The sequence below is a fragment of the Rhodobacter sp. genome (genome assembly GCA_020637515.1).
Classification (GTDB): domain Bacteria; phylum Pseudomonadota; class Alphaproteobacteria; order Rhodobacterales; family Rhodobacteraceae; genus Pararhodobacter.
Map to the genome: position 1 here is coordinate 166,778 of JACKKG010000001.1, position 25,621 is coordinate 192,398.

23 protein-coding genes are annotated in these 25,621 nt (G+C 69.2%); 11 read left to right on the forward strand and 12 right to left on the reverse strand.

The genetic code is table 11. The features are described 5' to 3' along the window. Positions 1-11: 11 nt before the first annotated feature. The 3 genes from H6900_00825 to H6900_00835 all read right to left on the reverse strand — a co-directional run bounded on the left by H6900_00825 (position 12) and on the right by H6900_00835 (position 2,746). Positions 12-293, reverse strand: coding sequence for a hypothetical protein (locus H6900_00825; GenBank protein ID MCC0071808.1), 282 nt, complete (start codon positions 291-293; stop codon positions 12-14). A gap of 155 nt (positions 294-448) precedes the next feature. Further along, positions 449-1,375: a porin gene (locus tag H6900_00830; GenBank protein ID MCC0071809.1), complete on the reverse strand. Its 927-nt coding sequence runs from the start codon at positions 1,373-1,375 to the stop codon at positions 449-451. Positions 1,376-1,714: 339 nt separating this feature from the next. After that, positions 1,715-2,746 (reverse strand): porin, encoded by a 1,032-nt coding sequence (locus H6900_00835; GenBank protein MCC0071810.1) that lies wholly within the window; start codon positions 2,744-2,746, stop codon positions 1,715-1,717. Between the two features lie 506 nt (positions 2,747-3,252). Between H6900_00835 and H6900_00840 the strand changes: the two genes are divergently transcribed. The 5 genes from H6900_00840 (at position 3,253) to H6900_00860 (ending at position 8,678) form a co-directional block, all read left to right on the forward strand. Continuing rightward, entirely contained in the window at positions 3,253-3,759 is a 507-nt protein-coding gene (locus H6900_00840; GenBank protein ID MCC0071811.1) for a DUF3576 domain-containing protein, read from the forward strand. A 99-nt stretch (positions 3,760-3,858) separates the two neighbouring features. Next, positions 3,859-6,417, forward strand: coding sequence for a leucine--tRNA ligase (locus H6900_00845; protein MCC0071812.1), 2,559 nt, complete (start codon positions 3,859-3,861; stop codon positions 6,415-6,417). After that, positions 6,404-6,895, forward strand: a complete 492-nt coding sequence (locus H6900_00850; GenBank protein MCC0071813.1) for a hypothetical protein — start codon at positions 6,404-6,406, stop codon at positions 6,893-6,895. Before H6900_00845 ends, H6900_00850 begins: the two co-directional genes overlap by 14 nt. Beyond that, a complete protein-coding gene (locus H6900_00855) occupies positions 6,892-7,917 on the forward strand; it encodes a DNA polymerase III subunit delta (GenBank protein ID MCC0071814.1) in 1,026 nt (341 codons plus the stop codon). The genes H6900_00850 and H6900_00855 overlap by 4 nt, the downstream gene beginning before the upstream one ends. A 164-nt stretch (positions 7,918-8,081) precedes the next feature. Next, complete coding sequence (locus tag H6900_00860) at positions 8,082-8,678, forward strand: glutathione S-transferase family protein (GenBank protein MCC0071815.1); 597 nt, start codon at positions 8,082-8,084, stop codon at positions 8,676-8,678. A 6-nt stretch (positions 8,679-8,684) separates the two neighbouring features. Here H6900_00860 and H6900_00865 read toward each other — a convergent pair whose 3' ends face one another. Then, positions 8,685-12,590 carry a translocation/assembly module TamB domain-containing protein gene (locus tag H6900_00865; GenBank protein MCC0071816.1) on the reverse strand — a complete coding sequence of 1,302 codons (3,906 nt, stop codon included), beginning with the start codon at positions 12,588-12,590 and terminating at the stop codon, positions 8,685-8,687. Further along, positions 12,590-14,314 (reverse strand): BamA/TamA family outer membrane protein, encoded by a 1,725-nt coding sequence (locus H6900_00870; GenBank protein ID MCC0071817.1) that lies wholly within the window; start codon positions 14,312-14,314, stop codon positions 12,590-12,592. The genes H6900_00865 and H6900_00870 overlap by 1 nt, the downstream gene beginning before the upstream one ends. A 405-nt stretch (positions 14,315-14,719) precedes the next feature. Between H6900_00870 and H6900_00875 the strand changes: the two genes are divergently transcribed. After that, a complete protein-coding gene (locus tag H6900_00875; GenBank protein ID MCC0071818.1) occupies positions 14,720-15,931 on the forward strand; it encodes an MFS transporter in 1,212 nt (403 codons plus the stop codon). Between the two features lie 6 nt (positions 15,932-15,937). On the opposite strand, the gene H6900_00880 is transcribed toward H6900_00875, so the two are convergent. Beyond that, a complete protein-coding gene (locus H6900_00880) occupies positions 15,938-16,816 on the reverse strand; it encodes a LysR family transcriptional regulator (protein ID MCC0071819.1) in 879 nt (292 codons plus the stop codon). Between the two features lie 331 nt (positions 16,817-17,147). Between H6900_00880 and H6900_00885 the strand changes: the two genes are divergently transcribed. Then, positions 17,148-18,548, forward strand: a complete 1,401-nt coding sequence (locus H6900_00885) for an adenosylhomocysteinase (GenBank protein ID MCC0071820.1) — start codon at positions 17,148-17,150, stop codon at positions 18,546-18,548. A gap of 139 nt (positions 18,549-18,687) precedes the next feature. Next, on the forward strand, positions 18,688-19,683 hold the full coding sequence (locus H6900_00890; GenBank protein ID MCC0071821.1) for a ketopantoate reductase family protein: 996 nt from the start codon (positions 18,688-18,690) through the stop codon (positions 19,681-19,683). Here H6900_00890 and H6900_00895 read toward each other — a convergent pair. Further along, the gene (locus tag H6900_00895; protein ID MCC0071822.1) at positions 19,641-20,684 is read right to left on the reverse strand and encodes a zinc-dependent alcohol dehydrogenase family protein; all 1,044 of its coding nucleotides are present in this window, start codon (positions 20,682-20,684) and stop codon (positions 19,641-19,643) included. The two genes, H6900_00890 and H6900_00895, sit on opposite strands and share 43 nt — an antisense overlap. Before the next feature lie 148 nt (positions 20,685-20,832). Here H6900_00895 and H6900_00900 point away from each other — a divergent pair, with 148 nt between their 5' ends. Together H6900_00900 and H6900_00905 are read left to right on the forward strand one after the other, a co-directional pair. After that, a complete protein-coding gene (locus H6900_00900; protein ID MCC0071823.1) occupies positions 20,833-21,285 on the forward strand; it encodes a PaaI family thioesterase in 453 nt (150 codons plus the stop codon). Between the two features lie 24 nt (positions 21,286-21,309). Then, positions 21,310-22,071, forward strand: a complete 762-nt coding sequence (locus H6900_00905) for a hypothetical protein (protein ID MCC0071824.1) — start codon at positions 21,310-21,312, stop codon at positions 22,069-22,071. Positions 22,072-22,104: 33 nt separating this feature from the next. Here H6900_00905 and H6900_00910 read toward each other — a convergent pair whose 3' ends face one another. The 5 genes from H6900_00910 to tsaD form a co-directional block, all read right to left on the reverse strand. Next, positions 22,105-22,530 carry an EamA family transporter gene (locus H6900_00910; protein MCC0071825.1) on the reverse strand — a complete coding sequence of 142 codons (426 nt, stop codon included), beginning with the start codon at positions 22,528-22,530 and terminating at the stop codon, positions 22,105-22,107. A 22-nt stretch (positions 22,531-22,552) separates the two neighbouring features. Beyond that, positions 22,553-22,948 carry a DUF1761 domain-containing protein gene (locus H6900_00915; protein ID MCC0071826.1) on the reverse strand — a complete coding sequence of 132 codons (396 nt, stop codon included), beginning with the start codon at positions 22,946-22,948 and terminating at the stop codon, positions 22,553-22,555. Between the two features lie 109 nt (positions 22,949-23,057). Further along, positions 23,058-23,471: an EVE domain-containing protein gene (locus H6900_00920; protein ID MCC0071827.1), complete on the reverse strand. Its 414-nt coding sequence runs from the start codon at positions 23,469-23,471 to the stop codon at positions 23,058-23,060. Next, on the reverse strand, positions 23,471-23,743 hold the full coding sequence (locus H6900_00925) for a YciI family protein (GenBank protein ID MCC0071828.1): 273 nt from the start codon (positions 23,741-23,743) through the stop codon (positions 23,471-23,473). The genes H6900_00920 and H6900_00925 overlap by 1 nt, the downstream gene beginning before the upstream one ends. A 10-nt stretch (positions 23,744-23,753) precedes the next feature. Continuing rightward, entirely contained in the window at positions 23,754-24,833 is a 1,080-nt protein-coding gene (gene tsaD / locus H6900_00930; GenBank protein MCC0071829.1) for a tRNA (adenosine(37)-N6)-threonylcarbamoyltransferase complex transferase subunit TsaD, read from the reverse strand. Positions 24,834-24,911: 78 nt separating this feature from the next. On the opposite strand from tsaD, the gene H6900_00935 reads away from it, so the two are divergent. Next, positions 24,912-25,613 carry a uroporphyrinogen-III synthase gene (locus H6900_00935; GenBank protein ID MCC0071830.1) on the forward strand — a complete coding sequence of 234 codons (702 nt, stop codon included), beginning with the start codon at positions 24,912-24,914 and terminating at the stop codon, positions 25,611-25,613. Positions 25,614-25,621: the final 8 nt, after the last annotated feature.

Consider the following 25,621-nt stretch of genomic DNA (forward strand, 5'->3'; position numbering starts at 1 on the left):
GGAAAGGAAAGTCAGTCCTCGCCCAGCACCACGCCGGCCGATACCCCGCCGACCGACAGGCGGTTGTCGTCGGGCAGGTTGCCGACCACCACGCTGACATCGAACCGGAACCGCAGCCCGTTGTCCGCCTCGTGCGAATAGGTCGTGGTATAGCGCCCCTCGTAAAGCGCCATCATCTGCCCGCCGGGGTGGGCCGGATCCTCGCGATAGGCGACCCCGAATCGCCCGCCGACGGAATAGCTGACATCGGCAAGGGCCGGCGCGCTGGCCAAAAGCAGGGCCAGCAAGCTCACGGGAATCGGGGGCGGGCAGGAACGCAATCGCATGGGCAAAGCCTAGCACCCGCGACCCGGCGGCGAAATCCCCGCCGCCAGTCATGAGCGGACCCCCGCGCATGACAAAGGCGGGCCCGGGGGCCCGCCTGCGTCTCGCGTCCGATCCCGGCGGATCAGAAGGTGAAGGACACGCCGACCGACGCCACCGTGGTGTTGGTCACGCCGCCGATGCGTTCCGCGCCGGCGGTCAGGGTCGCGCCGCCGCCCAGGCCATAGCCGTAGTTCAGGCCATAGGTGCCATCGCCGTTCACGCGCCCGACATAGGCGTAGAAATCGCCTCCGCCCAGGCCGACGTTGCCCGAGACCGACCAGTTGGTGATGCCGGCGCTGCGCGCGGCGATCGCGCCGACGCCCCAGGCGCCGCCGTCATAGTGGCCCGACAGGGTCCACAGCGACGCGCCACCGGTCCAGCTGCCGACGAGGGTCTGCGTGGCATAGCCGGCCGCCACAGTGACCGCGCCAAAGCTGGACCGGACGCCGATTTCGGTCGCGGCGCCGCGGTCGTGCGACACCGCGATATTGGTGTTGCCGATCGAATAGGTGACCATCGCGCGCTGCGCCGGGGCCGCGCCGACCAGCGGCTCGACCTGCACCGCGGTGTCCAGCCCGGCCGAGTCGCCGCACCAGATGCCGCCTTCATAGCCGACCATGCAGCCGCCCAGCCAGCCGTGCGAGGCCCCGGCCGCGACGATGGCGCCGTCCATGTTGCCAAAGGTCAGGCGCAGGCCGCTGGCCTCGACCCACACGCGCGAGCCCGAGAAGGTGCCGGTCTGGTTGCTGTTGAAGATCACCGGCGTGCCGCCGCCCATCTGCATCCGCGCGCGGGTCCAGGCGCCGAAGCTCAGGCCATGGTCCGCTTCGATGGCGACGTTGAAGTCCAGCGTCAGGCGGTGTTCGATCTGATAGTTCGAACCACCCGCGATCCCGGCGCTGTTATACTCGACCCCCATACGGCCTTCGCCCGAGATGGTCAGCGCCTGGGCGTTGGCCAGCGTGGTCGAGGCAATGAGCGCGGTGGTGGCAAGAAGAAGCTTTTGCATGGTGAACCTGTCTTGGCAAAGCATTGTGTCCCTGCCGCCATGTTGCTCAGGCCCGGGATCTTTCACAGGCCCCACGCGTTGCCGATTCGCCTTTCCGGCCACCCTGTTGCAGGCGCGCCATAGTTTCCGCGACCGGAGTCGCGAAACTGTCGCCCAGGGGTGCGAACTTACTGAAATTTGGCCAAAAAATCAGGCATCGCGCGCATGGTCGATGCCGGCGCCGGACCGCGTTCGCGCGAATCACTGCCCGGGCGGGCGCCCCGCCCATCCAGGGCCGGACCGTCAAAACGCAAAAGAGCGGGCCGAAGCCCGCTCTTCGCTGATTGACCCGAGGGTCTATCAGAACGTGAAGGCAACGCCGACCGAAGCCGTGGTCAGGTTCGCGGTGCCGCCGGTGCGCTCGGCACCGACCATCAGGGTGGCGCCGCCGCCCAGGCCGTAGCCGTAGTTCAGACCGTAGGTGCCGTTGCCCCAAGCGCGGCCAACATAGCCATACAGGTTGCCACCGCCGAGAGCGGCGCTAGCCGAAACCGAGTAGTTGGTGAAGCTGTTGTTCGGAGCAGCAGCCGAGGTCGTCACGCGAGCGACGAGCGCGCCAACGGTCCACGAACCGCCATTGTAACGGCCCGACAGAGCCAGGGTGCCGGTCGGACGAGCACCGCCCAGAGCGGCGATCGGCGCGTAGGGGCCAGCGGGAGCCGGAGCGGCGACCCAAACGGCCGAGCCGCTGTTGTTCGACCAACCCAGAGCGACGGTGAACGCGTCGAAGGTGCCGCGGATACCGATTTCGGTCGCGCCGCCACGATCGTGCGACAGGGCGAAGCGCATGTCACCCATGGTGTAGGTCAGCTGAGCGCGCTGGCCACCGGCAGCGCCGGTCGAAATGTTCAGGTGCGAAACCGACAGCAGGCCGGCCGAGTCACCGCACTGCTGGCCACCTTCGTAGCCGACGGCGCAGCCACCGAAGTAGCCCATCGCCACGCCGGCCGTCTGGATGGCGCCGTCCTGGTTACCGAAGGTCAGGCGCAGGCCGTTGGCTTCGACCCAAACGCGCGAGCCCGAGAACACGCCGGTCTGGTTCGCGGCGAAAACGGCAGCAGCACCGCCACCCATCTGCATCCGGGCGCGGGTGAAGGCGCCGAACGACAGGCCGTGATCGGCTTCAACGGCGACGTTGAAGTTCAGGGTCAGGCGGTTTTCGATGCGATAGTTCGAACCGCCGTTCGACGACAGGCCGGTCACGGGCGAAATGAAGCCCATGCTGTCATACTGAATGCCCATACGGCCTTCACCGGTGATCGACACCGCTTGCGCATTGGCGATGCCCGCCGACAGGACCAGAGCGGTCGAAGCGAGAAGAATCTTCTTCATGGTTTCCCTCGTTGACTAAAATCATGCCCAGCTTGTCAGCAAGTTGGGTCACAGCCTGTTTCGTTCTTGCCGCTTCATTAAACAACCGCGAACCTCCAAAGCCGCGGAAACAATCTCCGGGGTGATGCAAAAAAGCCATATTGCTGCCCCGGAACCCTTTGCCTGGCCCGGCGAACCCCCGCCGATACCCTGAAAACTGGCTGAAAATGGCCTTGATCGGCGGGTTTCAACCGCTTTGCGTCGCAGCCCCTATCGCGCGCCCGCACGGGCGCGACACGCGCGATTCCCTGTTAACACCGGCGGCCGGCGGCGGGGCCGTGCCCTCGGCGCCGGGGCCCGCCGAGGCGACCCGGCGATGCGGGTTTCGGGCCGGAGCCGGCGGCGCACCGCCGGCGGTCCGCAAATTGCTTGTTCGCGCCGCGCCCCTCGGATAGACAGAACCGCGTTCGGAACGGCGTGCGCCCGCGCGCCACCGTGAGAAACCGCGATCTGGGGTGGAAGAACGGATGGCTGGAAAATCGGCGGCGATGACGATGCTGGCGCTGTGCGGCGCGCTGACCCTGTCGGGGTGCGGTGGCTGGCGGCCCTTTGGCAACGGGCCCGACGCGGGCGACCGCGCGACCGCGCGTGAGGAATCGCTGAACCAGCGCCAGGCCGACACCGGATCGACCGCGTCGATCTGGGACCTGTTTTCGAATCGGCAGGACCCTTCGACGCAGATTTCGGTGAACCGCTACCTGTGGACCGCCTCGCTCGAGGTGCTGGACTTCCTGCCCGTGGACACGGTCGATCCCTTCTCTGGGGTCATCACGACCGGCTTCGGCACGCCCCCCGGTGGCGGGCGGCCCTATCGCGCGACCATCGCGGTGACCGACGCGGCGCTGGACGCGCGGTCGCTCAACGTCGCGCTGATCACCCGCAACGGACCGGCCAGCGACGAGACCGTGCGCGCGGTCGAGAACGCGATTCTGACCCGCGCGCGCCAGATCCGCATCCGCGAACTGGGGCTGTAAGCCGACTGCGGCGATTCGGCGGGCTGGAATCCCCGCCGCGCCGCCTGTAAGACAACGCCGGGCGCCCTCGCCCGGCTTTTTCATTTGCAGGGAATACGCATGTCCTCCGATGCCCGCTATCAGCCGCAAGAGATCGAGCCCCGCTGGCAGGCCGCCTGGGATGCCGAGGGGTGCTTCACCGCCCGCATGGACCCGGCGCGTCCGAAATATTACGTGCTGGAGATGTTCCCCTATCCGTCGGGGCGCATCCACATCGGGCATGTGCGCAACTACACCATGGGCGACGTCGTCGCGCGCTACAAGAAAGCGCAGGGTTTCAGCGTCTTGCATCCGATGGGCTGGGACGCCTTCGGGATGCCCGCGGAAAACGCGGCAATGGCCGAGGGCGGCCACCCGGGCACCTGGACCTACAACAACATCCAGGTGATGAAGGGGCAGATGAAGCCCCTGGGCCTGTCCATCGACTGGTCGCGCGAATTCGCGACCTGCGATCCCGAATACTATGGTCAGCAGCAGGCGCTGTTCCTGGACATGATGCAGGCCGGCCTGGTCTATCGCAAGAACGCGGTCGTGAACTGGGACCCGGTGGACATGACCGTTCTGGCCAACGAACAGGTGATCGACGGCAAGGGCTGGCGGTCCGGCGCCGAGGTCGAGCGCCGCGAACTGACGCAGTGGTTCTTCAAGATCAGCGACTATTCGGCCGAACTGCTGGACGCCATCGACGGGCTCAAGGACTGGCCCGAAAAGGTGCGCCTGATGCAGGCGAACTGGATCGGCAAGTCGCGCGGGCTGCAATTCTCGTTCCAGCGCGCCGACGGCCAGGGCGCGATCGAGGTCTACACCACGCGCCCCGACACCCTGCTGGGCGCGAGTTTCGTCGGTATCTCGGCCGACCATCCGCTGGCGCGCGACCTGGCCGCGACCAACCCCGCATTGCAGGCGTTCCGCGAGGAATGCGCCAAGGGTGGCACCACCGCCGAGGCGCTGGAAACCGCCGAGAAGCGGGGCTTCGACACCGGGCTGACGGTCCGCCATCCCTTTGATCCCGATTGGGAACTGCCCGTCTGGGTGGCGAATTTCATCCTGATGGACTACGGCACCGGCGCCATTTTCGGCTGCCCTGGCCATGACCAGCGCGACCACGATTTCGCGCGCAAATACGGTCTGCCGATCCTGGACACGTTTTTGCCCGTGGCGCAGGACTGGGATATCCAGGCCGCGCCCTATGTCCCGATGAAATCCGAAAAGGTCCGCTGGACCCGCGCTTTTGGCTGGCCCGGGGATGCCTCGGCCGACGACGCCATCGCCGCCGCCATCGCGGAATGCGAATCGCGGGGCCTGGGCCAGGGCGTGACCAAATTCCGCCTGCGGGACTGGGGCCTGTCGCGGCAACGCTACTGGGGCTGCCCGATCCCCGTGGTGCATTGCGATGCCTGCGGCGTGGTCCCCGAGAAAAAGGAAAACCTGCCGGTCCGCCTGCCCGAGGACGTCAGCTTCGACAAGCCCGGCAACCCTCTGGACCGCCACCCCACCTGGCGCGACTGCCCCTGCCCGTCCTGCGGCGCGCCGGCCCGGCGGGAAACCGACACGATGGACACGTTCGTCGATTCGTCTTGGTATTTCGCGCGCTTCACCGCGCCCCATGCCGCCGCGCCGACCGACCTGGCTGAGGCCGACTACTGGATGAACGTGGACCAGTATATCGGCGGCATCGAACACGCGATCCTGCACCTGCTCTATTCGCGCTTTTTCGCGCGCGCGATGCACCGGACGGGCCACCTGCCCGCAAAATCCATCGAGCCGTTCAACGCGCTGTTCACGCAAGGGATGGTGACGCACGCGATCTTCCAGACCCGCGACGACAAGGGCCGCGCGGTCTATCACTTCCCCGAGGAGGTCGAACTGCGCGACGGCAAGGGCTATCTGGCCGACGGCACCGAGGTCGAGATCGTCCCCTCGGCCAAGATGTCGAAATCGAAACGCAACGTGGTCGATCCGGTGGCGATCATCGAACAGTTCGGCGCCGACACCGCGCGCTGGTTCGTGATGAGCGATTCGCCGCCTGAACGCGATGTCGAATGGACCGCCGCCGGCGCCGAGGCCACCCACAAGCACCTCGCCCGGGTCTGGTCGCTGGGTGAACGCATCGGCGCCCTTGCCGCGGATCACGCCGGCGAGGGGGACGAGGATCTGGCCCGTGCCATGCACCGCGCGATTGCCGACGTCACCGCGACCATCGAAGGGTTCGCCTTCAACAAGGCGATTGCCAAGTTGTTCGAGTTCACGAACGCGCTGAGCCGGTCCAGGGCCTCGGCCCGGGCACAGAAAGAGGCCGGCCGCGTGCTGGCCCAGCTCATGGCGCCGATGACCCCCCACCTGGCCGAGGACCTCTGGCACCGGCTGGGGGGCGACGGGCTGGTAACGCTGGCGCCTTGGCCGAAGGCCGACCCCGCGATGCTGGTCGAGGACACCGTGACGCTGGCCGTGCAGTTCAACGGCAAGCGCCGCACCGAGATCACCGTGCCCAGGGACGCCAGCAAGGAAGAGGTTGAAAAAGCCGCGCTGGCCGACGAAGCTGTGATTCGCGGGCTGGCGGGTGTCACGCCCAAGAAGGTGATCGTGGTTCCGGGGCGGATCGTGAATGTGGTTGTCTGACCGACGCGGATTTCTGACGGCGCTGGGGGCCTTTGGTCTGGCAGGCTGCGGCTTTCGCCCGGTCTATGGCGAGGGCGGCGCGGGCCGCGCCCTCAGGGGGGCGATTCGCGCCGACGATCCTGTCAGCCGCGCCGATTTCGATTTCGTCGCGGCGTTCGAGGATCTCCTCGGCCGCCCGGTGCAGCCCCGTTATGCGCTGGCCTATACCATCGCCACGCGCGAGATCGGCGGCGGCGTGGTGCAGAATTTCGGCGCCACCCGGGTGCAGGTCTTTGGCACGCTCGATTTCACGGTGACGGACCCGGGCAGCGGGTCCACGCTGGCCTCGGGTCGGGTTGAGGGGAATACCGTCTATTCCACCACCGGCACCCAACTGGCCAGTCATACCGCGCAAGAGGACGCGCAGCTGCGCCTGATGCGGATGCTTGCCGATTCGCTGGTCACGCGGCTTTACACCGAGCCGGGCCTCGCCTCGTGAAACTGTCGCCCCGGGATGCCGCGGGTTTCCTGAACCGGCCCGATCCGCGCTGCCCGGCCCTGCTGATCTATGGCGCCGACGCGATGCGCGTGGCCGAACGCCGGACCAAGGTGATCGCCGCCCGGATCGGCCCCCAGGGCGAGGGCGAGATGCGGTTGACGCGGATGCCCGGCGCCGACCTGCGCAAGGACGCCGCGGCCGCGCTGGACGCGGTCAAGGCGCAGGGCTTTTTCCCGGGTCCCCGCGCCGTGCTGATCGACGAAGCGACCGATGCGGCCACGGATGCGCTGAAGGCCGTGCTGGCCGATTGGGCCGAGGGCGACGCGCTGCTGGTGGCGACCGCCGGGGCGCTGACCCCCGGATCGAAGCTGCGCAAACTGTTCGAAGCGGACCGCCGCGCCTATGTGCTGGCCGTCTACGACGACCCGCCCGGCCGCGACGAGATCGAGGCGATGCTGCGCGCCGAGGGGCTGGAGGGCGCCCCCCCCGAGGCCATGCGCGACCTTGTGGCGCTGGCGCAAACCATCGAGCCCGGGGATTTCCGCCAGACCCTGACACGCATCGCGCTCTACAAGCTGAACGACCCCCAGCCGCTGACCCCGGCCGAAATCGCCATGCTGGCACCGCAAAGCACCGAGGCCGGCATCGACGACATCCTGAACGCGCTGGCCGAGGGGCGCATGGCCGATCTGTCGCCCTTGCTCGCGCGGCTGGCGGCGCAGGGTGTGCAACCCGTCGCCGTGGTCATCGGCGCCGCGCGCCATTTCCGCACGCTGCACGCGCTGGTCAGCGCGCCCGGCGGCCCGTCGCAGGGCCTCCAGGCGCTGCGACCGCCGGTGTTCGGCCCACGCCGCGACAGGTTGCTGAAACAGGCCCAGAACTGGACCCTTCCCCGGGTGGAAGAGGCGCTGCGCGATCTCATCGCCACCGACATGGCCCTGCGATCGAGCACCCGCGCCCCAACGCGCGCGCTGGCCGAACGCGCGCTGATCCGTCTGGCGCGGCTGGCCGGGCGGCGCTGACCCCAGGGCGTGGGTCCGGCACGATCCCGGGCCTTGGTCCGGCGTGAGGAATGCCGCGCGACGATGATGTCGCTGACCCGAACTTCGTGCCGCGCGCCGGTCCGGCGCTTGATCTGCCCCCGGAGCCGTGTCTTGATGCGCGCGAAACGAACGGGAGGGAACCCATGTCCAACTATACGCTGATCGGATCCGCCAGCACCCGCGCCGGACGCGCGCTCTGGATGCTCGAGGAACTGGGCGTGCCTTATGAACATCTGGGCGTGAAACCCCATGCCGAAGACGTGACCCGCCATTATCCGCGCGGCAAGGTGCCGGTGCTGCTGGTCGATGGCGAGCCGATCACCGATTCGGCGGCGATCATCCAGTATCTGGCCGATGCCCACGGACGTTTCACCCAACCCGCCGGCACGCTGGCGCGCGCGCGCCAGGATGCGCTGACGCAATGCGTGCTGGACGAGTTCGACTCGGTGCTGTGGACTGCCGCGCGCCATTCGTTCATCCTGCCGCCGGAACGGCGCGTCGATGGCGTCAAGGACTCGCTGCGCTGGGAATTTTCGGTGAACCAGGCCAGTTTCGTCAAGCGCATGGACGGCAACGAATTCGCCGCCGGCGACAGCTTTTCCGTGACCGACATCCTGCTGGCGCATTGCCTGCTTTGGGCCCGCGCCGCCAAGTTCGAGATCACCGAACCCGTGCTGGCTGACTATTTCGCGCGCATGACCGCCCGCCCGGCCTTCAAGCGGGCGATGGCCAAGGGCTGAGCGGCCTCAATAGTCGCGCTCGAAGAAGATGCCGATACCGGACCCGCCGTCGGTATCGGCACGCCCGCGCAGGGTGACGTTGGGGGTCAGGTCCAGGTTGATCGTCACCTCGCCCTGCCCGGCGCTGTCCACGCTGACATCGGTATAGACCCGCTCGCCGACATGACGCCCGGCCCGCAACTGGGTGTTGCCGGCCGCGTCCACGGTGAAATCCAGATCGTCCAGCCCCATCGCCTGCCGCGTGCGGCTGAGGATCGAATTCTCGGCCCGCCCGGTCAGCGTGGCCACCGACAACGCCAGTTGCGCCGCCTGGAACGGGCTGAGCGAGGCCAGGGACCGGCGGAAGATCAACCGCGCCAGAACCTCGTCCTGGGGCAGTTCGGGCACCGAGCTGAAGGTGATCTCGGGGCTGTTGGCCTGCCCCGACAGCGTGACCGAGGTCGTCACCCCCTCGGATTCCGTGGTCGCGGTCAGGCTGACGAAGGGGATGAAACTGCCGATCATGCTGGCCGATCCGTCGGTCAGCGTAAAGCGGTTGCCCAGCAGGTCCAGCCGCCCCCGGATCAGACCGAAACTGCCCGCCGGCACGACCTCGCGCGTGCTGCCGCCCAGCCGCAACTGGCCACCCAGTTCCGCATCCAGCCCGCGCCCGCGCACAAAGACGCGGTTGGGCGCATCCAGCGTCAGGTCCAGCCGCAGCGGGATCGGATCGCGCCCGTGGCTGGTGCCGCGCGCGATGCCTGCGTTGATGCGGGTCTCGCGGCTTGCCGCGCCCTCGCCGACATGGACCAGACCCGCCAGACCGACACCCTGCCGCGACAGGGGTGAATTGGGGATCTCGATTTCGGCCTGGTTGACGGTGACATGCCCCGACACCAGCGCGTTGTGGGCCAGCGCCCCGACCAGGCTGACGCTGCCGGTAACACGGGCCTGGAACAGGTTGGGTTGCTGCACGACCAGGTCCTGCGCGGTGACGCGCAGATCGGCGTCGCGCGCCGGGTTCAGGCGGATCGCGCCGTCGATGGTGCCGCGCCCGCCCGACAACGAGGTCCCCTCGACATGCACCACGGTATCCAGGCCGCGGATCTGCGCCGTGGCCTCGATGTCGCGAAAGGCGACGCCGGCGGGCGGCAGGACATAGCGCGCGTCACGGATCGACGCCGTCATGCGCAGCGAATCCAGCGCCGGGCGGCCGGTGATGGTGCCGCGCGCCACGATCAACCCCGCGACATTGGCCGGTTCGATCAGCGGATTGAACAGCGCGGCGCGCACTTGCCCGTCCAGCGTCAGCGCCAGGTCGCGCGTGTCGTGCACCTGCCCGCCGATCGTCAGGTTCAGGTCCGACGGCCCCGTCACCCGCGCGCTGACGCCATAGCCACTGTCGCCCGGTGCGCGTGTCACATCGGACCGCAGCTCCAGCGCGCCGGTCAGACCGGGTGCGATCCGGTCCAGGTTGTCCAGCGTGGCCTCGATCGCGAAGCGCGCGCGCCCGTCCGCCGCCTGCGCGCCGCTGATGCGCGCCGAAAGCCCCGTCGCATCGAGATGCGCGTTGTCGATGTCGAGCGCGCCGTCGGCCTGCGTCGTCACGCGCGCCGTCAGCGCGGCGCCCTGCCCGACCAGAGCATCCACCGCCCGAATCCCGGTCGCAACCGGCCGGGGCGCGCGCAGGTCCAGCGCATAGCGTGTCGTTGCGGCGTCGCCGGAGACCTCGGCCCGGCCGGCAATCTGGCCCTGCCCGCCGGCGCTGAGGGCGGCCATGTCCAGCCGGTTCAGCGTCACGGTCAGGTCGGGCGCCTCGGGGGACCACAGCCCGGCCGCCGCCAGATCCAGCCGCGGCCCCTGCACCGAGAACTGGTTGACATGCGTTCCCTGCCCGTCACGCACCAGATCGGCGCGCAGCCGGTTCGCGCCAAAGAACAGGCCCCGCACGACCGAGGACGCGGGCAAGTCGGCCAGTTGCAGGTCGATCACTGCGCCGTCCAGTTGCAGCCGCTGCACCGACCCCGTGGTGTTCAGCCGCGAATCCAGCGCCAGACGCCCACCATAGCCATCCCCCAGCCGCGACAGGTCCGCCACGTCGAACCGCAGGCTCAGGGCGCTCTGGTTCGGGTCGATGCGGCCCTGGGCGCGGATCTCGGCGGTGCCCGCGTTCAGCGTGAGATTGCGCAGCTCGGTGCCCTGGGTGTCGCGCATCACCGACAGCGCCAGCGTCGATTGCCCGGCCAGAAAGGCGTCGGCCTCGGGGATGTTGACCGACAGATCGGTGGTCGTCAGGTCCGCCGACAGGTCCAGCGCGCCGGTCAGCGGGTTGGCCTGCCCGCGCAGCGTCACCAGCGTGTCACCCGCCAGCGGCCGCCCCGCCAGGCCGGAAAAGGCGGACAGGTCGGGGGCCTCGAACTCGGCATAGCCGTCAAAGGTCAGCCCCTCGATCTGGCCATAGGCGGTCAGCGAGACCGTCTGCCCCTCCAGCGCCAGGCCGGTCAGGTCCAGCGGGGCGCCACCGCCTGGCCAACTGAGACTGGCCAGCCCGAAAACCTGTGCGCCGATCGCCTGCTGCATCGCCGGATCGTCGGCCTCGATCCCCTGGGCGGCGAATTCGAACGAGCCCTCCCACAGGGGCAGGGTGGCGTCGGGATGCGCCGCGACGTCGGCGGCGGCGTTCAGCCGCCCGCGCGCGTCCAGCGTCGTCGTGCCGATTCGCAGCCCGGGCAGTGCCAGCGTTTCCAGATCGCCGCGCACCGTCCAGTCGCGCGATTGCGCCTGATCGTAGCTGACCTGCAAGGTCGCGCGGTTGATCTGCGCCGCGCCCGAGGTCCCCGGCAGCAGCACCGGCTCGCCATCGCCCCGCGCGATCCCGGCGGTGACCTGCACGCGCAGGGGCAGCCCATCCGCCCCCAGCGCCGCGGTGCCGTTCACCCGCATCGCATTGGTCGAAATCAGCAGTTCGGGGATCTCGATCTCACCGGCTTCGGACCGCTGGCCCGTCGCCCGCAGGCGGCTGTTGGCACCAAAGAACGGGTGCAGGTTGTCGGGGATCAGCGACCGCAGATCGCCCTGGACATCCAGTGTGAACCCCCCGCCTTGCAGCACCCCGGTATCCGGCGTCTGGTCCACCAGCGAGAAGATCCCGGCGATCTGCTGGGTGCCGTTCGTGGTAACCCCGATCTGCGCGGTGAAGGTGCTGATCGGCCCCGTGCCGCGCAGCGTCATGCCCAGAGCCGGGCGGCCCGGGATCCCCAGCAGCGTGCTGGCGATGCCGTCCGGCCCCTCGGTCAGGTCGAAAGACAGCGCCAGTTCGCGTGAGCGGTTGTCGAACCCGCCGGAAAACCGGAACACGCCCGTGGTCCCGTCGGTGCGGTGGGCGTCGAACTGCGCGGTGCCCTGCCGCCCTTCGAGCTGGGCCGACCCGGTGAGGGTCAGCGTTGCCTGCCGGCCGGTCACCGCGGGCTCCAGCACCACCGCCTCGGCGCGGACCGTGCCGATCTGCACCGCGACTGGCAGCTCGGGCAGGCGGAACCCCTCGCTCGCGGTCGGGCTGGGCAGCGCCGTGGCGTCCTCGGCACCGCTGGAGGGCAAGCGCGACACGGTGATCCGCTGGGCACTGAGTTCGTTCACCTCGACCCGCCGGTCCAGCAGCGCCGCCCGGTTCCAGTCCAGCACCACGTCATGCAGGGTGATCCAGACGCCCTGGTCGTCGGCGATGGTCAATTCCTGGATCGTCGCGCGCGACGACAGCGCGCCGGAAAACCCGCGTATCCGCACCTCGCGCCCGGCGCCCGACAGAAGGTCCTGCAACATGCCGGCCAGAATGCCCTGGTCTTCCTCGGGCGAGGGGCGCGCGGGCGCGGCGGCCAGCAGCATCAGCGCCAGCAACAGCGCCAGCCAGCCGACGAACCGGGTGCGACGGGCCATCAGAACGCCTGGCCGATGCCGAAATAGATCTGCATGGCGTTGCTGGTCACCCCTGCGTTGCGCCGCAGCGGCGCGGCCAGATCCAGCCGCAGCGGCCCGATTGGGGTGGCGTAGCGCACGCCCAGCCCGGCCCCGGCCTGCCAGTCGTGACTGCCGGTAAACGCGCCCGATGACACAGCGCCCGCGTCGGCAAAGGCCACGATCGCGAAACTGTCGTTGACCCGCACCCGCAGCTCGCCCGAGAGCGCCGCAAAGCCGCGCCCGCCCGAGGCCGGCGGCCCGCTGACGCCCAGCGATTGATAGGGCATCCCGCGCACGCTGCCGCCGCCGCCCGAATAGAACAGGAAGCCACGCGGCGCCGCGTTCAGCGAAGGGCCGATCAGCGCCCCCAGTTGTGCCCGCCCGGCCAGCACCACGCGCCCCTCGGTTCCGATATCGGCGTAGGCGCGCGCATCGAACCGCAGCCTGAGACCGCTCGCCGCCTGGCCAAAGCCCGCATAGGGCATGGCCTCGACCCAAAGATAGTGGCCCCGGCTGGCATCGAGAGCCCGGTCGCGGGTGTCTTGGGTGACGGAAACGGGCAAGCCCAGCGTGCCGAAATCGTTGCGCGTGCCGGCATAGGTCGCGCGCTCATAGCGCAGGTTGACCCCGGCGGTGGCGCTGAGGGTCGGGGAATAGGTGCGGCGAAACAGGCCGTCGGCGGTGAAGGCGTCAGCCAGATAGTCGCGCTCGTTCTGGCGCACGGCATTGAGACCCAGTTCCAGGTCGGTGTCGCGGTTCGGCGTGGCAGGACGGACATAGCGCGCATCCAGCGAAAACCCCAGTCCGCCCGTGCGCGCGGCGATGCCGTCCACCGCCGCCTCGAGCCGCAGCCGGTCGGCGCCGCCGGTCAGGTTGCGGTGCATCCAGAAACCGCTCAACCGGCCGCCGGATTCGGAATCGATCTCGGCGCCAAAGCCGATGCGACGCGGCGGCGCTTCCTCGACTTGGGCGGCGATGTCGATGGTGCCGTCGGGGTTGGCCCGATCGGCGGTGCGCAACACCACCGAGGCAAAGGTGCCGGTCTGCCTGAGACGGGTTTCCGCCGCGCGGATCGCCGCCGGGTCATGCACGCTGCCCGGCTCCAGCCCGGCAATCGCCTGGATGCGTTCGGTGCGGGTGCGTTCGTTGCCTTCCGGCACCACCCGCCCGACATGCAATTGCGGGCCGGGCGCCAAGGTCAGGCTGATGTTCAGCCGGTTGGTGTCGTGATCGGCAACCACGCGCTGCCCGGACGGTTCGGCCAGGGCATGGCCCCGGGCCCGCCAGCCATCCAGCGCGGCCCCAAGCGCATCGCGCACCACGGTCGAGCGCGCGGGCAGGCCCGGTGCGAACCCGGCGGGCAGAACCGTGCCCGGCGCAAGCGGCGCAATCGTGGCGGTGCCAAAGGTGAATTGCGGCCCCAGATCGATCCGCACGGCAATCCGGTCGATCCGCGAGGGCGTCCTGAGCGGCGAGACATCCGCCGCCTCTTGCCCGTCCACCCGCACATGAATGGCCGGCGCGTAGCGCCCGTCCTCATAGAGCAGGTCGAGAAGTTGCCCGTATTCCGCCCGCGCCGCCGCCATCAGGTCGATCGGCGCGGTGTGCCCTTCGGCCTGGGCGGCCAGCAGCAGGGAACTTGCGCGCAGGTCGGCCAGCAGCTCAGCCGAGGCGCCGGGAACCGAGAACTCCAGCGATTCCAAAGCCCTGGATGGCAAGGGAACGACCCCGAGGGTCAGCGCGGCAACGGCAAGGCACAGGTACAGACCAGCGCGCGAACGGGCACGCATCCAGCCGCCGACCCCCGCTGTCGCAGGGCGCCCGGCGCCGCACAGGGGCTGTGTCCCGCCTGCCGTCGCGCGTGTCACGCTCGTCCTCGTCATACCGCCGTTTTTTCATATGTCTCACAATGTTCCCCGTGCCTCAACTCTTTAACGCCGGATCGGTGCGCGGGGGCCCGCGTGCGGCGAAATCACGCCCATGCGGGCGGCAGCCGGTCCGCGGGCCTCGGGCGTCGGCGCAGGCCTGTCCGGGGATGGATCGTCAGGCCGCTTGACAGGCGCGGGCGTAACGGGCAGGTGATCCCTGAACGTGTGAAGGACCGGATCATGGCCGACCAGACCGCCGCCCCCGCCCCCGCCCCCGCGAAAGACATCATCGCGACCCATTACGCGGTGCTTGTGTCCATCGCGCTGTGTCATTTCATCAATGACGTGATGCAATCCGTCCTGTCCGCCAGCTATCCGCTGCTGCATGACGAATTCGCCCTGTCCTTTACCCAGATCGGGCTGATGACGCTGGCCTTCATGGGCACGGCATCGGTGCTGCAACCGCTGGTCGGCACGCTGACCGACCGCCACCCGTTCCCGCAATCGCTGACCATCGGCATGGGCAGCACGATGCTGGGGCTGCTGCTGCTGGCGCACGCGCCCAGCTACCCGTTCCTGCTGGCCGGCGCGTCGCTGATCGGCATCGGCTCGGCGGTGTTCCACCCTGAGGCCAGCCGCGTCGCGCGCGTCGCCGCCGGGCGCCGGTTCGGCACCGCGCAATCGACGTTCCAGGTGGGCGGCAACCTGGGCAGCGCCGCCGGGCCCCTGCTGGCGGCCTTCATCGTCGTGCCTTCGGGGCGCGGGTCGGTCGCGTGGTTCGCGGCGCTGGCCCTGCTGGGGATGGTGATCTTGTCGCAGGTCGGGCGCTGGCACGCCAACCACCGCCGCACCGGCAAACGCGCCGTGGTGTTCAAGGACCACGGATTGCCGCGCCACCGCATCGTCCTGACCATCGGCCTGCTGGCGTTCCTGGTGTTCACCAAGAATGCCTATATGGCGTCGCTCGGGTCGTATTACACCTTTTTCCTGATCGAGAAATTCCATCTGACCACCCAGCAGTCGCAAGGGATGCTGTTCCTGTTCCTGGCCTCGGCGGCGGCGGGGGTGATCTTTGGCGGTCCGATCGGCGACCGGATCGGAACGCGGGCGGTGATCTGGGTGTCGATCCTGGGCGTGCTGCCCTTCACCTTGGCCTTGCCTTATGTGAACCTGTTCTGGACCGGGGTCCTGACGGTGTTCATCGGCCTGATCCTGTCCTCGGCCTTTCCGGCGATTGTGGTCTTCGCACAAGAGCTGGTGCCGGGCCGCGTGGGGCTGATCGCGGGGCTGTTCTTCGGCATGGCCTTTGGCATCGGCGGGCTGGCGGCGGCGGCGCTGGGGCTGCTGGCGGACGCCCACGGGATCGAATTCGTCTATCGGATGTGCGGATTCCTGCCGGCGTTGGGGATTCTGGCGGCCTTTCTGCCGCGCCTGCAACGGATCGAGGCCTGAGCCCCCTCAGGCCGCTTTCGCTGCCTTGCGCAACCAGGACCGGAACAGGCGCGCGCCCGGCGACAGCGGCCCGGGGCGCGTGACCAGGTAATAGCCCAGCCCCTCGGGGTCGCCCTCGTGCAGGGCCACCAACTGCCCCGAGGCGAGGTCCGGCGCGACCAGCGCGCGCGACTGGATCGACAGGCCCAGCCCGGCGCGGACCGCGCTGACGACCATGCCGTTGTTGGCCATCTCGCGCGCGCCGACCGTGTCGAAATCGACCCCGATCGCCTGCCCCCAGACCCGCTGTTCGGTGGCGGCACCGGAAAAGAACCAGTCGTGCGCCGTCAGCTTGCCCAGATCGGCCAGCGTGCGCGCCCGCGTGAACCCCGGCGCCGCCACCACCACGAACCGGCTGAGCGCCAGCGGCTCGGCCTCGATCCCCGGCCAGTCGCCCCGGCCAAAGCGGATGGCGATGTCGATCCCCTCGCGGCGCATGTCGGACAGGCCGGTGCTGGGCACCAGGCGCAGCTCGACCTCAGGGTGGGCGGCCCAGAAGGCGCCGATACGCGGCATCAGCCAGACCTCGGCAAAGGACGGCGTCAGCGCGACGACGACAGGGCGCGTCTCGCGCCGATTGCGCAGCGTCAGCACCCCCTCGGCGATGCGGGCGAACCCCTCGCCCAGCGCGGCCGCCAGTTCGTGGCCGGCCTCGGTCAGTTGCATGCCCTGCCCGTCGCGCCGTGCCAGCACCTCGCCGAATTCGGTTTCCAGATGCCGCAGGTGCTGCGACACCGCCGCGTGCGTGACGTTCAGTTCGCGCGCCGCCGCCGACAGGCTGCCCTGGCGCGCCAGCGCCTCGAAGGCGCGCAACGACGCCAGCGAGGGAAGATCCTTCCAGTCCATGCCCCATGTTAGCACCACTTACAGCCGCGAAACCATCCGAACTTCGCTTTGGCTGCGGAATGCGGCAAAGGGCGGCGCAGACAGGCCGCGAAAGGACCCCCCGCCATGTTGACCGTCATGAACGCGACCTTCCGCGTCGCCACCCGCAATGAAACCACCGGCGCCAAGCCCGTCACCGCGCACGACCCGAACGAGCGCGTCACCCTGAAGGCCGACCGCCGCAGCGACCAGGGCTGAGCGCCTCGGCGCCGGGTTTTCGGGCCGCCATTGCCGGTTTCCGCCTCTGGTGCTATCTGGGCCTCCAGATCAGGAATTCAGACAGGAGCCGGGCATGGCAACCGATTACATCGTCAAGGACATCAAACTCGCCGATTACGGGCGCAAGGAACTGGACATCGCGGAAACCGAGATGCCCGGCCTGATGGCCTGCCGCGAGGAATATGGCGCGTCGCAGCCCCTGAAAGGGGCCAAGATCGCCGGCTCGCTGCACATGACGATCCAGACCGCCGTGCTGATCGAAACGCTCAAGGCCCTTGGGGCGGATGTCCGCTGGGCTTCGTGCAACATCTTCTCGACCCAGGACCACGCCGCGGCGGCGATCGCCGCCAGCGGCACGCCGGTCTTTGCCATCAAGGGCGAAACACTGGTCGATTACTGGGAATATACCGACAAGATCTTCCAGTTCGGCGGCGAGGGCGGCATGTGCAACATGATCCTCGACGACGGCGGCGACGCGACGCTCTACATCCTGCTGGGCGCGCGGGTCGAGGAAGGCGAGGACGACCTCATCGCCGTGCCGAAATCCGAAGAGGAAGAGGCGCTCTTCGCGCAGATCCGCAAGCGGATCGCCGCAACCCCGGGCTGGTTCGTCAAGCAGCGCCACGCCATCCGCGGCGTGTCCGAGGAAACCACCACCGGCGTGCACCGTCTCTATGACCTGCACAAGAAGGGCCAGCTTCCGTTCCCGGCGATCAACGTGAACGACAGCGTCACCAAGTCCAAGTTCGACAACAAGTATGGCTGCAAGGAATCGCTGGTCGATGGCATCCGCCGCGCCACCGACACGATGATGGCCGGCAAGGTCGCGGTGGTCTGCGGCTATGGCGACGTCGGCAAGGGTTCGGCCGCGTCGTTGCGCGGCGCCGGCGCGCGCGTCAAGGTGACCGAGATCGACCCGATCTGCGCGCTTCAGGCCGCGATGGACGGGTTCGAGGTGGTGACACTGGAAGATGTGGCCGCCAGCGCAGACATCTTCATCACCACCACCGGCAACAAGGACGTGATCCGCATCGAGCACATGCGCGCGATGAAGGACATGGCCATCGTCGGCAACATCGGCCACTTCGACAACGAGATCCAGGTCGCGCAGTTGAAGAACCACAAGTGGACCAACATCAAGGACCAGGTGGACATGATCGAGATGCCCTCGGGCAGCCGCATCATCCTGCTGTCCGAAGGGCGCCTGCTGAACCTGGGCAACGCCACCGGCCACCCCAGCTTCGTGATGTCCGCCAGCTTCACCAACCAGGTGCTGGCGCAGATCGAGCTGTTTTCCAAAAAGGGTGAATACGCGCCGGGCGTCTACATCCTGCCCAAGCATCTGGACGAGAAGGTCGCGCGCCTGCACCTGGCCCGCATCGGCGTCAAGCTGACGGAACTGAAGCCCGACCAGGCGGATTACATCGGCGTCACCATCGACGGCCCCTTCAAGCCCGAGCATTACCGCTACTGACGCCGCGCCCCGGCGCGCCTGTGTCCGACAAAGGGCCGTCCGTTCCGGGCGGCCCTTTTTTCCGTTTCCGGGGGGCACTTTCGGCGCGCCTCGGATGCCGTTAGACAGGGGGCGAACCCGCGAACAGGAGGTCCCTTGCATGCGCATCATCGTCTACGGTCTGGGCGCGGTCGGCGGGATCGTGGCGGCGGCGCTGGTCCGCTCGGGCACCGAGGTGATCGCCATCGCCCGCGGCCGGATGCTGGAGGCGATGCGCGCCGGCGGCCTGCGTCTGCGCACGCCCGAGGTGGACGACACCGTCACCGTGACCACGGTCGCCCACCCCGCCGAGATCGCCTTTCGCCCCGATGACGCGATCTTGCTGTGCATGAAGACGCAGGACACCTTGCCCGCGCTTGAGGCGCTGCGCGACGCGGGCGTTACCGACCAGCCGGTGTTCTGCATGCAGAACGGCGTCGCGAACGAGGCCATGGCGCTCAGGCTCTTTCCCCGGGTCCACGGCGTCACGGTGATGATGCCCGCGACCTATCTGACGCCGGGCGAGGTCATCACCTACGCGCTGCCGCAGTTCGGCATGTTCGACATCGGCCGCTATCCGCAGGGCGCCGATGCCGACGACCACGCCCTGGCCGAGCGGCTGCGCGCGGCCAATTTCGCGGCCTTCGTGAAACCCGCGGTGATGGCTTCGAAATACGGCAAGCTTTTGTTGAACCTCGGGAATATCTCGGGTGCGGCCTTTGCCACGGGCACCGACGACACCGCGTTGCGCAAGGCCCTCAGGGCCGAAGGCGCGGCGGTTTTCGCCGCCGCCGGCATCGCGTGCGAGGACGTCTCGGACTCGGATCCGCGCCGAAAGATCCACAGCCGCCACGGCGACGTTCCCGGCGCCCCCGCGATGACCAACTCCACCCTGCAAAGCCTGCTCAAGGGCAGCGCGGTCGAGACCGACTGGCTGAACGGCGAGATTGCGCTGCTGGGCCGCAAGCACGGCGTGCCGACGCCCCTGAACGACGCCCTGATCGCGCTGTCGGTGCGGATGCGCCGCGAGGGGCTGGCGCCCGGCTCGCTGGATCTGGCGGCGTTCCTGGCCGATCAGGCGTCGAACCGGGTCACGACGGTCGCGCCCACCGACTGAAAGCGGTCCATCGTTACCAGCGCCTCGATCGATTCGGACAGCGCGATGCGCCGACCGATCAGCCGGTCGGGGTTCAACCGGCCCGCGCGGATCATGTCCAGCATCGCGTCGTAACGATGGGCCTGCATCCCGTGGCTGCCGCAGATTTCCAGCTCATGCGCGATGACCTGCGCCATGGGGATCTGCGGCGCCGTGTGGTCGCCCAGCATCAGGCCGACCTGAACATGCCGCCCGCGCCGCCGCAGGTTGGCGATCGAGTTGAAGCAAGTCGCCGGATGCCCCAGCGCGTCCAGCGACACATGCGCGCCGCCGCCCGTAACGTCGCGCACCGCGCCGATCACATCGACGCCCGCGCCGTTGACCGTGGCCACCGCCCCCAGGTCACGGGCAAGCGCCAGCTTGTCCTCGGCGATGTCCACCGCGACGACCTGCGCGCCCAGCGCGGCGGCGATCATGATCGCGGACAGGCCGACGCCGCCCGCTCCGTGCACGGCCACCCATTCGCCGCCCCGCACCCGGCCCTGATCGACCACGGCCCGGAACGCCGTGGCAAAGCGGCAGCCCAGGCTGGCGGCGGTGTCAAAGCCCATGTCCTCGGGCAGGGCGACAAGGTTCAGGTCGGCGTGGTGCAGGCTGACGTATTCCGCGAACGAGCCCCAGTGCGTGAACCCGGGCTGGAACTGGTCATGGCAGACCTGTTGATGGCCGGCGCGGCATTCGGGGCACACGCCGCAACCCGCGACAAAGGGCACCGTGACCCGGTCGCCCACCCGCCAGGTGCGCACCTCCTTGCCCACGGCCTCGATCGTGCCGGCCAGTTCGTGCCCGGGCACATGCGGCAGGGCGATATCGGCGTCGTGGCCGACCCAGCCGTGCCAGTCGCTGCGGCACACCCCCGTGGCCCCCAGTCGCACCACGACGCCGTGCGGCTGGGGCGCGGGATCGGGCACCGTGACCAGTTTGGGGCGCTGGTTGAAGGCTTCATAGAGAACCGCTTTCATGGCCCGACCCTTTCCTTTGCGATGGCGTCGGGCGTAGCGCGGCCCCGTCGCATTCGCAAGCGCGCGCTTGACCCCACGTCCCGATTGCCGGCTCTCGCCCGGGTCGGGCAAGATCGCAAGACGCAAGGACACCAGGGGAAGGGACGCCATGACCGAGATGCTGGACCAGGGACGCGCCGTGCTGGCCAAGCAGGGCTTCAGTCGCCTTCTGGGCACCGAACTGACCGCCTATGCGCCCGGGCTGGCCGAACTGCGCCTGACGCTGACCGCCGATCACACCCAGCAGCACGGCTTTGCGCATGGCGGGGTCATCGCCTATCTGGCGGACAACGCGCTGACGTATGCCGGGGCCTCGGCGCTGGGGACCGGGGTGCTGACGCTGGAGATGAAGATCAACTACACGCGGCCCGGCATCGGCCAGTGCCTTGTCGCCCGGGCCGAGGTCCTGTCCGCCGGCCGCCGTCAGGCCGTATGCCAATGCCGCGTCCATGCCCTGAACGCGGGGGTCGAAAAGCTGGTCGCGGTCGCACAGGGCACCATCGTGCCGGCCACGGCTGCAACCGACATGACCGCCAGCGACACGACTGACGGGGGCTCTTGACGCCCGGGGCACGCCGCTCGCAGGATGGCCGCAGCCCTTTCCAGCCACAGGCAGGCCCTCGTGACCCTACGCCCCATGCCCTTGTTGATCCTGTTGGCGACGCTGGCCTTTGTCGCGTCGCCCTTTTTCGTGACGAATTTCGCGGGCTTCGATCCGGCCCTGTTCCCCGTGCCGCAAGAGGACCCTCCGGTGCAACCCGCCGGCTGGGCCTTTGCAATCTGGGGGGTGCTGTATGCATGGCTGATCGTATCGGCGGGCTATGGCGTGCTGCGCCGTGCGGACCACCCGGCCTGGGCCGCGCACCGGCCCTGGCTGCTGGTCAACCTGGTGCTGGGCGCGGCCTGGCTGCCGGTTGCGGAACGCTCGGTCCCCGGGGCGACGGCGCTTTTGGGTGCGATGCTGGTGACCGCGCTGCCGGCCCTGTTCCGGACCCCGCGCCGCGATCGCTGGTGGTTGCAGGCGCCGGTCGCGCTGTATGCCGGCTGGCTGACGGCCGCGTTCAGCGCCTCGTTGGGGTTGGTGCTGGCCGGCTGGGGCTACCTGGCCGAGACGCCCGCCGCGCTGGTCGCGCTGGTCTTTGCGCTGGTGGTCGGGCTGGGCGTGCAGACCCGGCTGGGCCGCGCACCGGGCTATGGGCTGGCGCTGATCTGGGCGCTGGTGGCCATCGCCACCAAGAACGCCGCCGCCCCGGCAAACCTGCCGGTGGCGGCGCTGGCGGGCCTGGGGGCGGCGGCGGTTCTGGGTGTGGTGATCCTGCGCACCCGGCGCCGGTCCGGGGCGGAATAAGCCCCCCGGTTCAGCGTCTCGGTCGGCGCCCGCTCAGCCCAGCGCCATGAGGACCGCGCCCGAGGCGATCAGCCCGACACCCAGCCAGGACAGGCCCGACAGCCGTTCACCCAGGAACACCACGCCAAAGATCGCGACCAGCACCACGCTGAGCTTGTCCACGGGCGCAACCTGCGAGGCCTGCCCCAGCCTGAGCGCGCGGAAATAGCAGAGCCAGCTTGCGCCCGTGGCCAGCCCCGACAGCGCCAGGAAGAGCAGGCTTTTCGGCGCGATCCCCAGGGGCGAACGCATCTCGCCCGTGCCGATCAGGATCGCGCCCAGCACGACGATCACCACCAGCGTGCGCAGAAAGGTCGCATAGTCGGAGTTGACGGCCTCGACTCCGACCTTGGCGAAGATCGCGGTCAGCGCGGCGAAACCCGCCGCCAGCAGTGCCCAGAATTGCCAGGTTGTGGTCATGTCCCCCCCTTCCCGGACGATTTCAGAACAGCTCCAGCACGCCCCCCATAACCGCGCAGGCCACCGCGGCATAGCCGCCGTCGATCACCGCCAGCACCTTTGGCCGATGGGCGAACAGCACGTTCAGGGTGATCCAGGGCGCGATGAAGAACAGCCCGATCCCCAGCCCCGCCACCACGCCGACACCGAACCCCTGGACATGGGCCATGGCGAAGACGTGGCGCATCATGCCCGCGACCAGCAGGATACAGACATACGAGGCGGCGTAGAGCGCGGGGCTCGCCCCCTCGCGCGGGGCGCCGCGCTCGTTCGTCGGCACACCCGAGGCAGGCACCCAGACCCGCGAAAAGACGCCATACCAGACCGCCCCGATGCCGAAGCCGATCGCTGCGGTGATGATGACCGCGAAATAGTCCATGAAGTGCTCCCGTTGTGATGTTTTGCCGCACGCTAGCGCGGCATTCCGCCACAGGGAAGCAGTAATGAACATACGGGTTTTCCGGCCCCGGCGCGCGGCCTCGGCCGGGTTACAGCCCGCCCATGCGGCAGACGAGCTGCCATTCCGCATCGGTCACCGGCTGAACCGACAGGCGCATCGAGGTGACCAGCGACATCTGCGCCAGTTCGGGCGTCGCCTTGATTTCCTTCAGCGAGACCGGGCGCGGCAGCGGCCTGAGCGCGCGGATGTCCACGCAATCCCAGCGGGGATCGTCGGTGGTGGAATCGGGGTGCGACAGGGCGCAGACCTCGGCGATTCCCACCACCTCGAGCCCGATGTTGGAATGGTAGAAGAACACCGGATCGCCCAGCGCCATCGCCCGCATGTTGTTGCGTGCCAGATAGTTGCGCACGCCGTCCCATTCCTCGCCCGCCGCGCCCCTGGCGACGAGCTGGTCCCAGCTGAACTTGTTGGGTTCGGATTTCATCAGCCAGTGGGCCATCAGCCGATCACCTTTTTCCATTCCTCGATCCGGACCTTGGCGAACAGGCCCGCGCGGGCATAGGGATCGCCGGCGGCCCAGGTTTCGGCCGCCGCCCGGTCGGCCACGTCGATCACCACCAGGCTGCCGGTCATCGTGCCCGCGTCCAGGAACGGCCCGGCAAAGGTCACGCAGCCGGTGTCGTTCAGATAGGCCAGATGCGCGTCGCGGTTGGCCTTGCGCAGGGGTTCGTGGTCGGCCTTGTCGGTGCAGACGAGGGCAAACAGGGGCATGGGCGTTCCTTCAGGCTTTGGCGCCGCGCTTGCCTGATCCGATCAGGGGCGCGGCGGTTGAATCCAGCGGCCAGCGCGGCCGGGCGGACAGGGTCAGGTCATCGCTTTGACCGGCGCGGAACCGTTCAAGCCCGGCCCAGGCGATCATCGCGGCGTTGTCGGTGCACAGGCTCAGCGGCGGCGCCACAAAGGGCAGATCGCCCGCGACCTGCTCCAGCCGGGCCCGCAACAGCGCGTTCGCGGCCACACCGCCGGCCACGGCAAAGGCGCTGACGCCCGGGCTGACGGACAGGGCGCGGCGCGCCTTCTCGGACAGGACGTCGGCGATGGCGGCCTGGAACCCGGCGCACAGATCGGCCCGGTCGGCGCGCGTCAGCCCGCCTTTTTCCGCCACCAGCGCGTCGCGGGCGCGCATCAGGGCCGTCTTCAGCCCCGAGAAACTGAGATCGCAACCCGGCCGGTCAAGCAGCGGGCGCGGAAAGGCAAAGCGGCGCGGGTCGCCGTGGCGGGCCTCGGCCTCGACCGCGGGACCGCCCGGCTGGGGCAGACCCAGCAGCTTCGCGCATTTGTCGAAAGCCTCGCCCGGGGCGTCGTCGATCGTGCCGCCCAGGCGGGTGAAATCCTCGGGCCCATCGACGCGCAGGAACTGACAGTGTCCGCCCGAAACCAGCAACATCAGATAGGGAAACGCCACCTGCCCGGTCAGCCGCGGGGTCAGCGCGTGGCCGGCCAGATGATTGACCCCGACCAGCGGCTTGCCCGTCGCGACCGACAGCCCCTTGGCCAGCATCACGCCCGACAGCACGCCGCCGATCAGCCCGGGCCCGGCGGTGACGGCGATCGCGTCCACCTGCGCCAACGTCAGCCCGGCCTGGTGCAAGGCCTCTTCCACCACCAGGTCCAGCTTTTCGGCGTGGGCACGCGCGGCGATTTCAGGGACCACGCCGCCAAAAGCCGCGTGCAGGTCGGTCTGCCCGGCGACGACATTCGCCAGAACCTGCGGCCGCGCGCCCGGGGTGTGACGCACCAGCGCCGCGCCGGTATCGTCGCAACTGCTTTCGATGCCCAGAATGGTGAGGGGTCGCGCCATGGCCCGCCGGTTGCAGTTTGCGTCCCGGCGGGGGTAGCATCGGGGCGCGCCGCAAGCAATGGGCGCATGAGAGCCGCCATGCCCCCGTTTCTGCTGTTGACACGCCCCTTGCCGCAGGCCCGCCGTTTTGCCCGCGAGGCCGCCGCCGCGCTGCCGCCGCATGAGCCGATCTTCGCCCCCCTGTCGCAGGTGGTCGCCCTGCCCCATGACCGCGGCGTGTTCGATGGCGCCCGGGGGGTGATCCTGACCTCGGCCAGCGCGGTGCCGATGCTGCCGCCGCTGCCCGGACTGACCGCCTGGTGCGTCGGCCCCGCCACCGCCCGCGCCGCGGCCCGCGCCGGGCTGGTTCCGCGCCCGGGCGGCGGCGACGCGGCGGCGCTGATCGACACCTTGCGCCGCGAGGCCCCCGAAGGGCCGCTGGTCCACGCCCACGGCGTGCATCTGGCGCGCGATCTGGTCGCCGCGCTGCCCGGCCTGTCCCTGCGCAGCGTCGCCGTCTACGAGGCCCGGGCCTGCGACTGGCCCGACGACGTGCTGCCCGCGCTGGCCGGTCAACGGGTTTTTGCGCCGCTTTTTTCCCCGCGCGCCGCCGCGCGTCTTGCGGCACAGTCGGGCGTGCCGGACCTGGGCGGCCTGATCCCCGTGGCGATCAGCGCAGCCTGCGCCGCTGCGCTGCCGGGGCCGCTCGCGGCCCGCGCGCGGATCGCCGATACGCCGGATTCGGGCGGGATGTTGCGCGCGCTGGCGGAAGCGATGTCGCATCCCGGAACCGTGGGTTGAGGCGCCCG

Excerpts from the sequence above, each read along its gene's own strand:
- H6900_00830 (MCC0071809.1), bottom strand. The coding sequence starts at position 1,375 with ATGCAAAAGCTTCTTCTTGCCACCACCGCGCTCATTGCCTCGACCACG.
- H6900_00835 (MCC0071810.1), bottom strand. The coding sequence starts at position 2,746 with ATGAAGAAGATTCTTCTCGCTTCGACCGCTCTGGTCCTGTCGGCGGGC.
- H6900_00840 (MCC0071811.1), top strand. The coding sequence starts at position 3,253 with ATGGCTGGAAAATCGGCGGCGATGACGATGCTGGCGCTGTGCGGCGCG.
- H6900_00845 (MCC0071812.1), top strand. The coding sequence starts at position 3,859 with ATGTCCTCCGATGCCCGCTATCAGCCGCAAGAGATCGAGCCCCGCTGG.
- H6900_00850 (MCC0071813.1), top strand. The coding sequence starts at position 6,404 with ATGTGGTTGTCTGACCGACGCGGATTTCTGACGGCGCTGGGGGCCTTT.
- H6900_00860 (MCC0071815.1), top strand. The coding sequence starts at position 8,082 with ATGTCCAACTATACGCTGATCGGATCCGCCAGCACCCGCGCCGGACGC.
- H6900_00865 (MCC0071816.1), bottom strand. The coding sequence starts at position 12,590 with ATGGCCCGTCGCACCCGGTTCGTCGGCTGGCTGGCGCTGTTGCTGGCG.
- H6900_00875 (MCC0071818.1), top strand. The coding sequence starts at position 14,720 with ATGGCCGACCAGACCGCCGCCCCCGCCCCCGCCCCCGCGAAAGACATC.
- H6900_00880 (MCC0071819.1), bottom strand. The coding sequence starts at position 16,816 with ATGGACTGGAAGGATCTTCCCTCGCTGGCGTCGTTGCGCGCCTTCGAG.
- H6900_00885 (MCC0071820.1), top strand. The coding sequence starts at position 17,148 with ATGGCAACCGATTACATCGTCAAGGACATCAAACTCGCCGATTACGGG.
- H6900_00890 (MCC0071821.1), top strand. The coding sequence starts at position 18,688 with ATGCGCATCATCGTCTACGGTCTGGGCGCGGTCGGCGGGATCGTGGCG.
- H6900_00895 (MCC0071822.1), bottom strand. The coding sequence starts at position 20,684 with ATGAAAGCGGTTCTCTATGAAGCCTTCAACCAGCGCCCCAAACTGGTC.
- H6900_00900 (MCC0071823.1), top strand. The coding sequence starts at position 20,833 with ATGACCGAGATGCTGGACCAGGGACGCGCCGTGCTGGCCAAGCAGGGC.
- H6900_00905 (MCC0071824.1), top strand. The coding sequence starts at position 21,310 with ATGGCCGCAGCCCTTTCCAGCCACAGGCAGGCCCTCGTGACCCTACGC.
- H6900_00910 (MCC0071825.1), bottom strand. The coding sequence starts at position 22,530 with ATGACCACAACCTGGCAATTCTGGGCACTGCTGGCGGCGGGTTTCGCC.
- H6900_00915 (MCC0071826.1), bottom strand. The coding sequence starts at position 22,948 with ATGGACTATTTCGCGGTCATCATCACCGCAGCGATCGGCTTCGGCATC.
- H6900_00920 (MCC0071827.1), bottom strand. The coding sequence starts at position 23,471 with ATGGCCCACTGGCTGATGAAATCCGAACCCAACAAGTTCAGCTGGGAC.
- H6900_00925 (MCC0071828.1), bottom strand. The coding sequence starts at position 23,743 with ATGCCCCTGTTTGCCCTCGTCTGCACCGACAAGGCCGACCACGAACCC.
- tsaD (MCC0071829.1), bottom strand. The coding sequence starts at position 24,833 with ATGGCGCGACCCCTCACCATTCTGGGCATCGAAAGCAGTTGCGACGAT.
- H6900_00935 (MCC0071830.1), top strand. The coding sequence starts at position 24,912 with ATGCCCCCGTTTCTGCTGTTGACACGCCCCTTGCCGCAGGCCCGCCGT.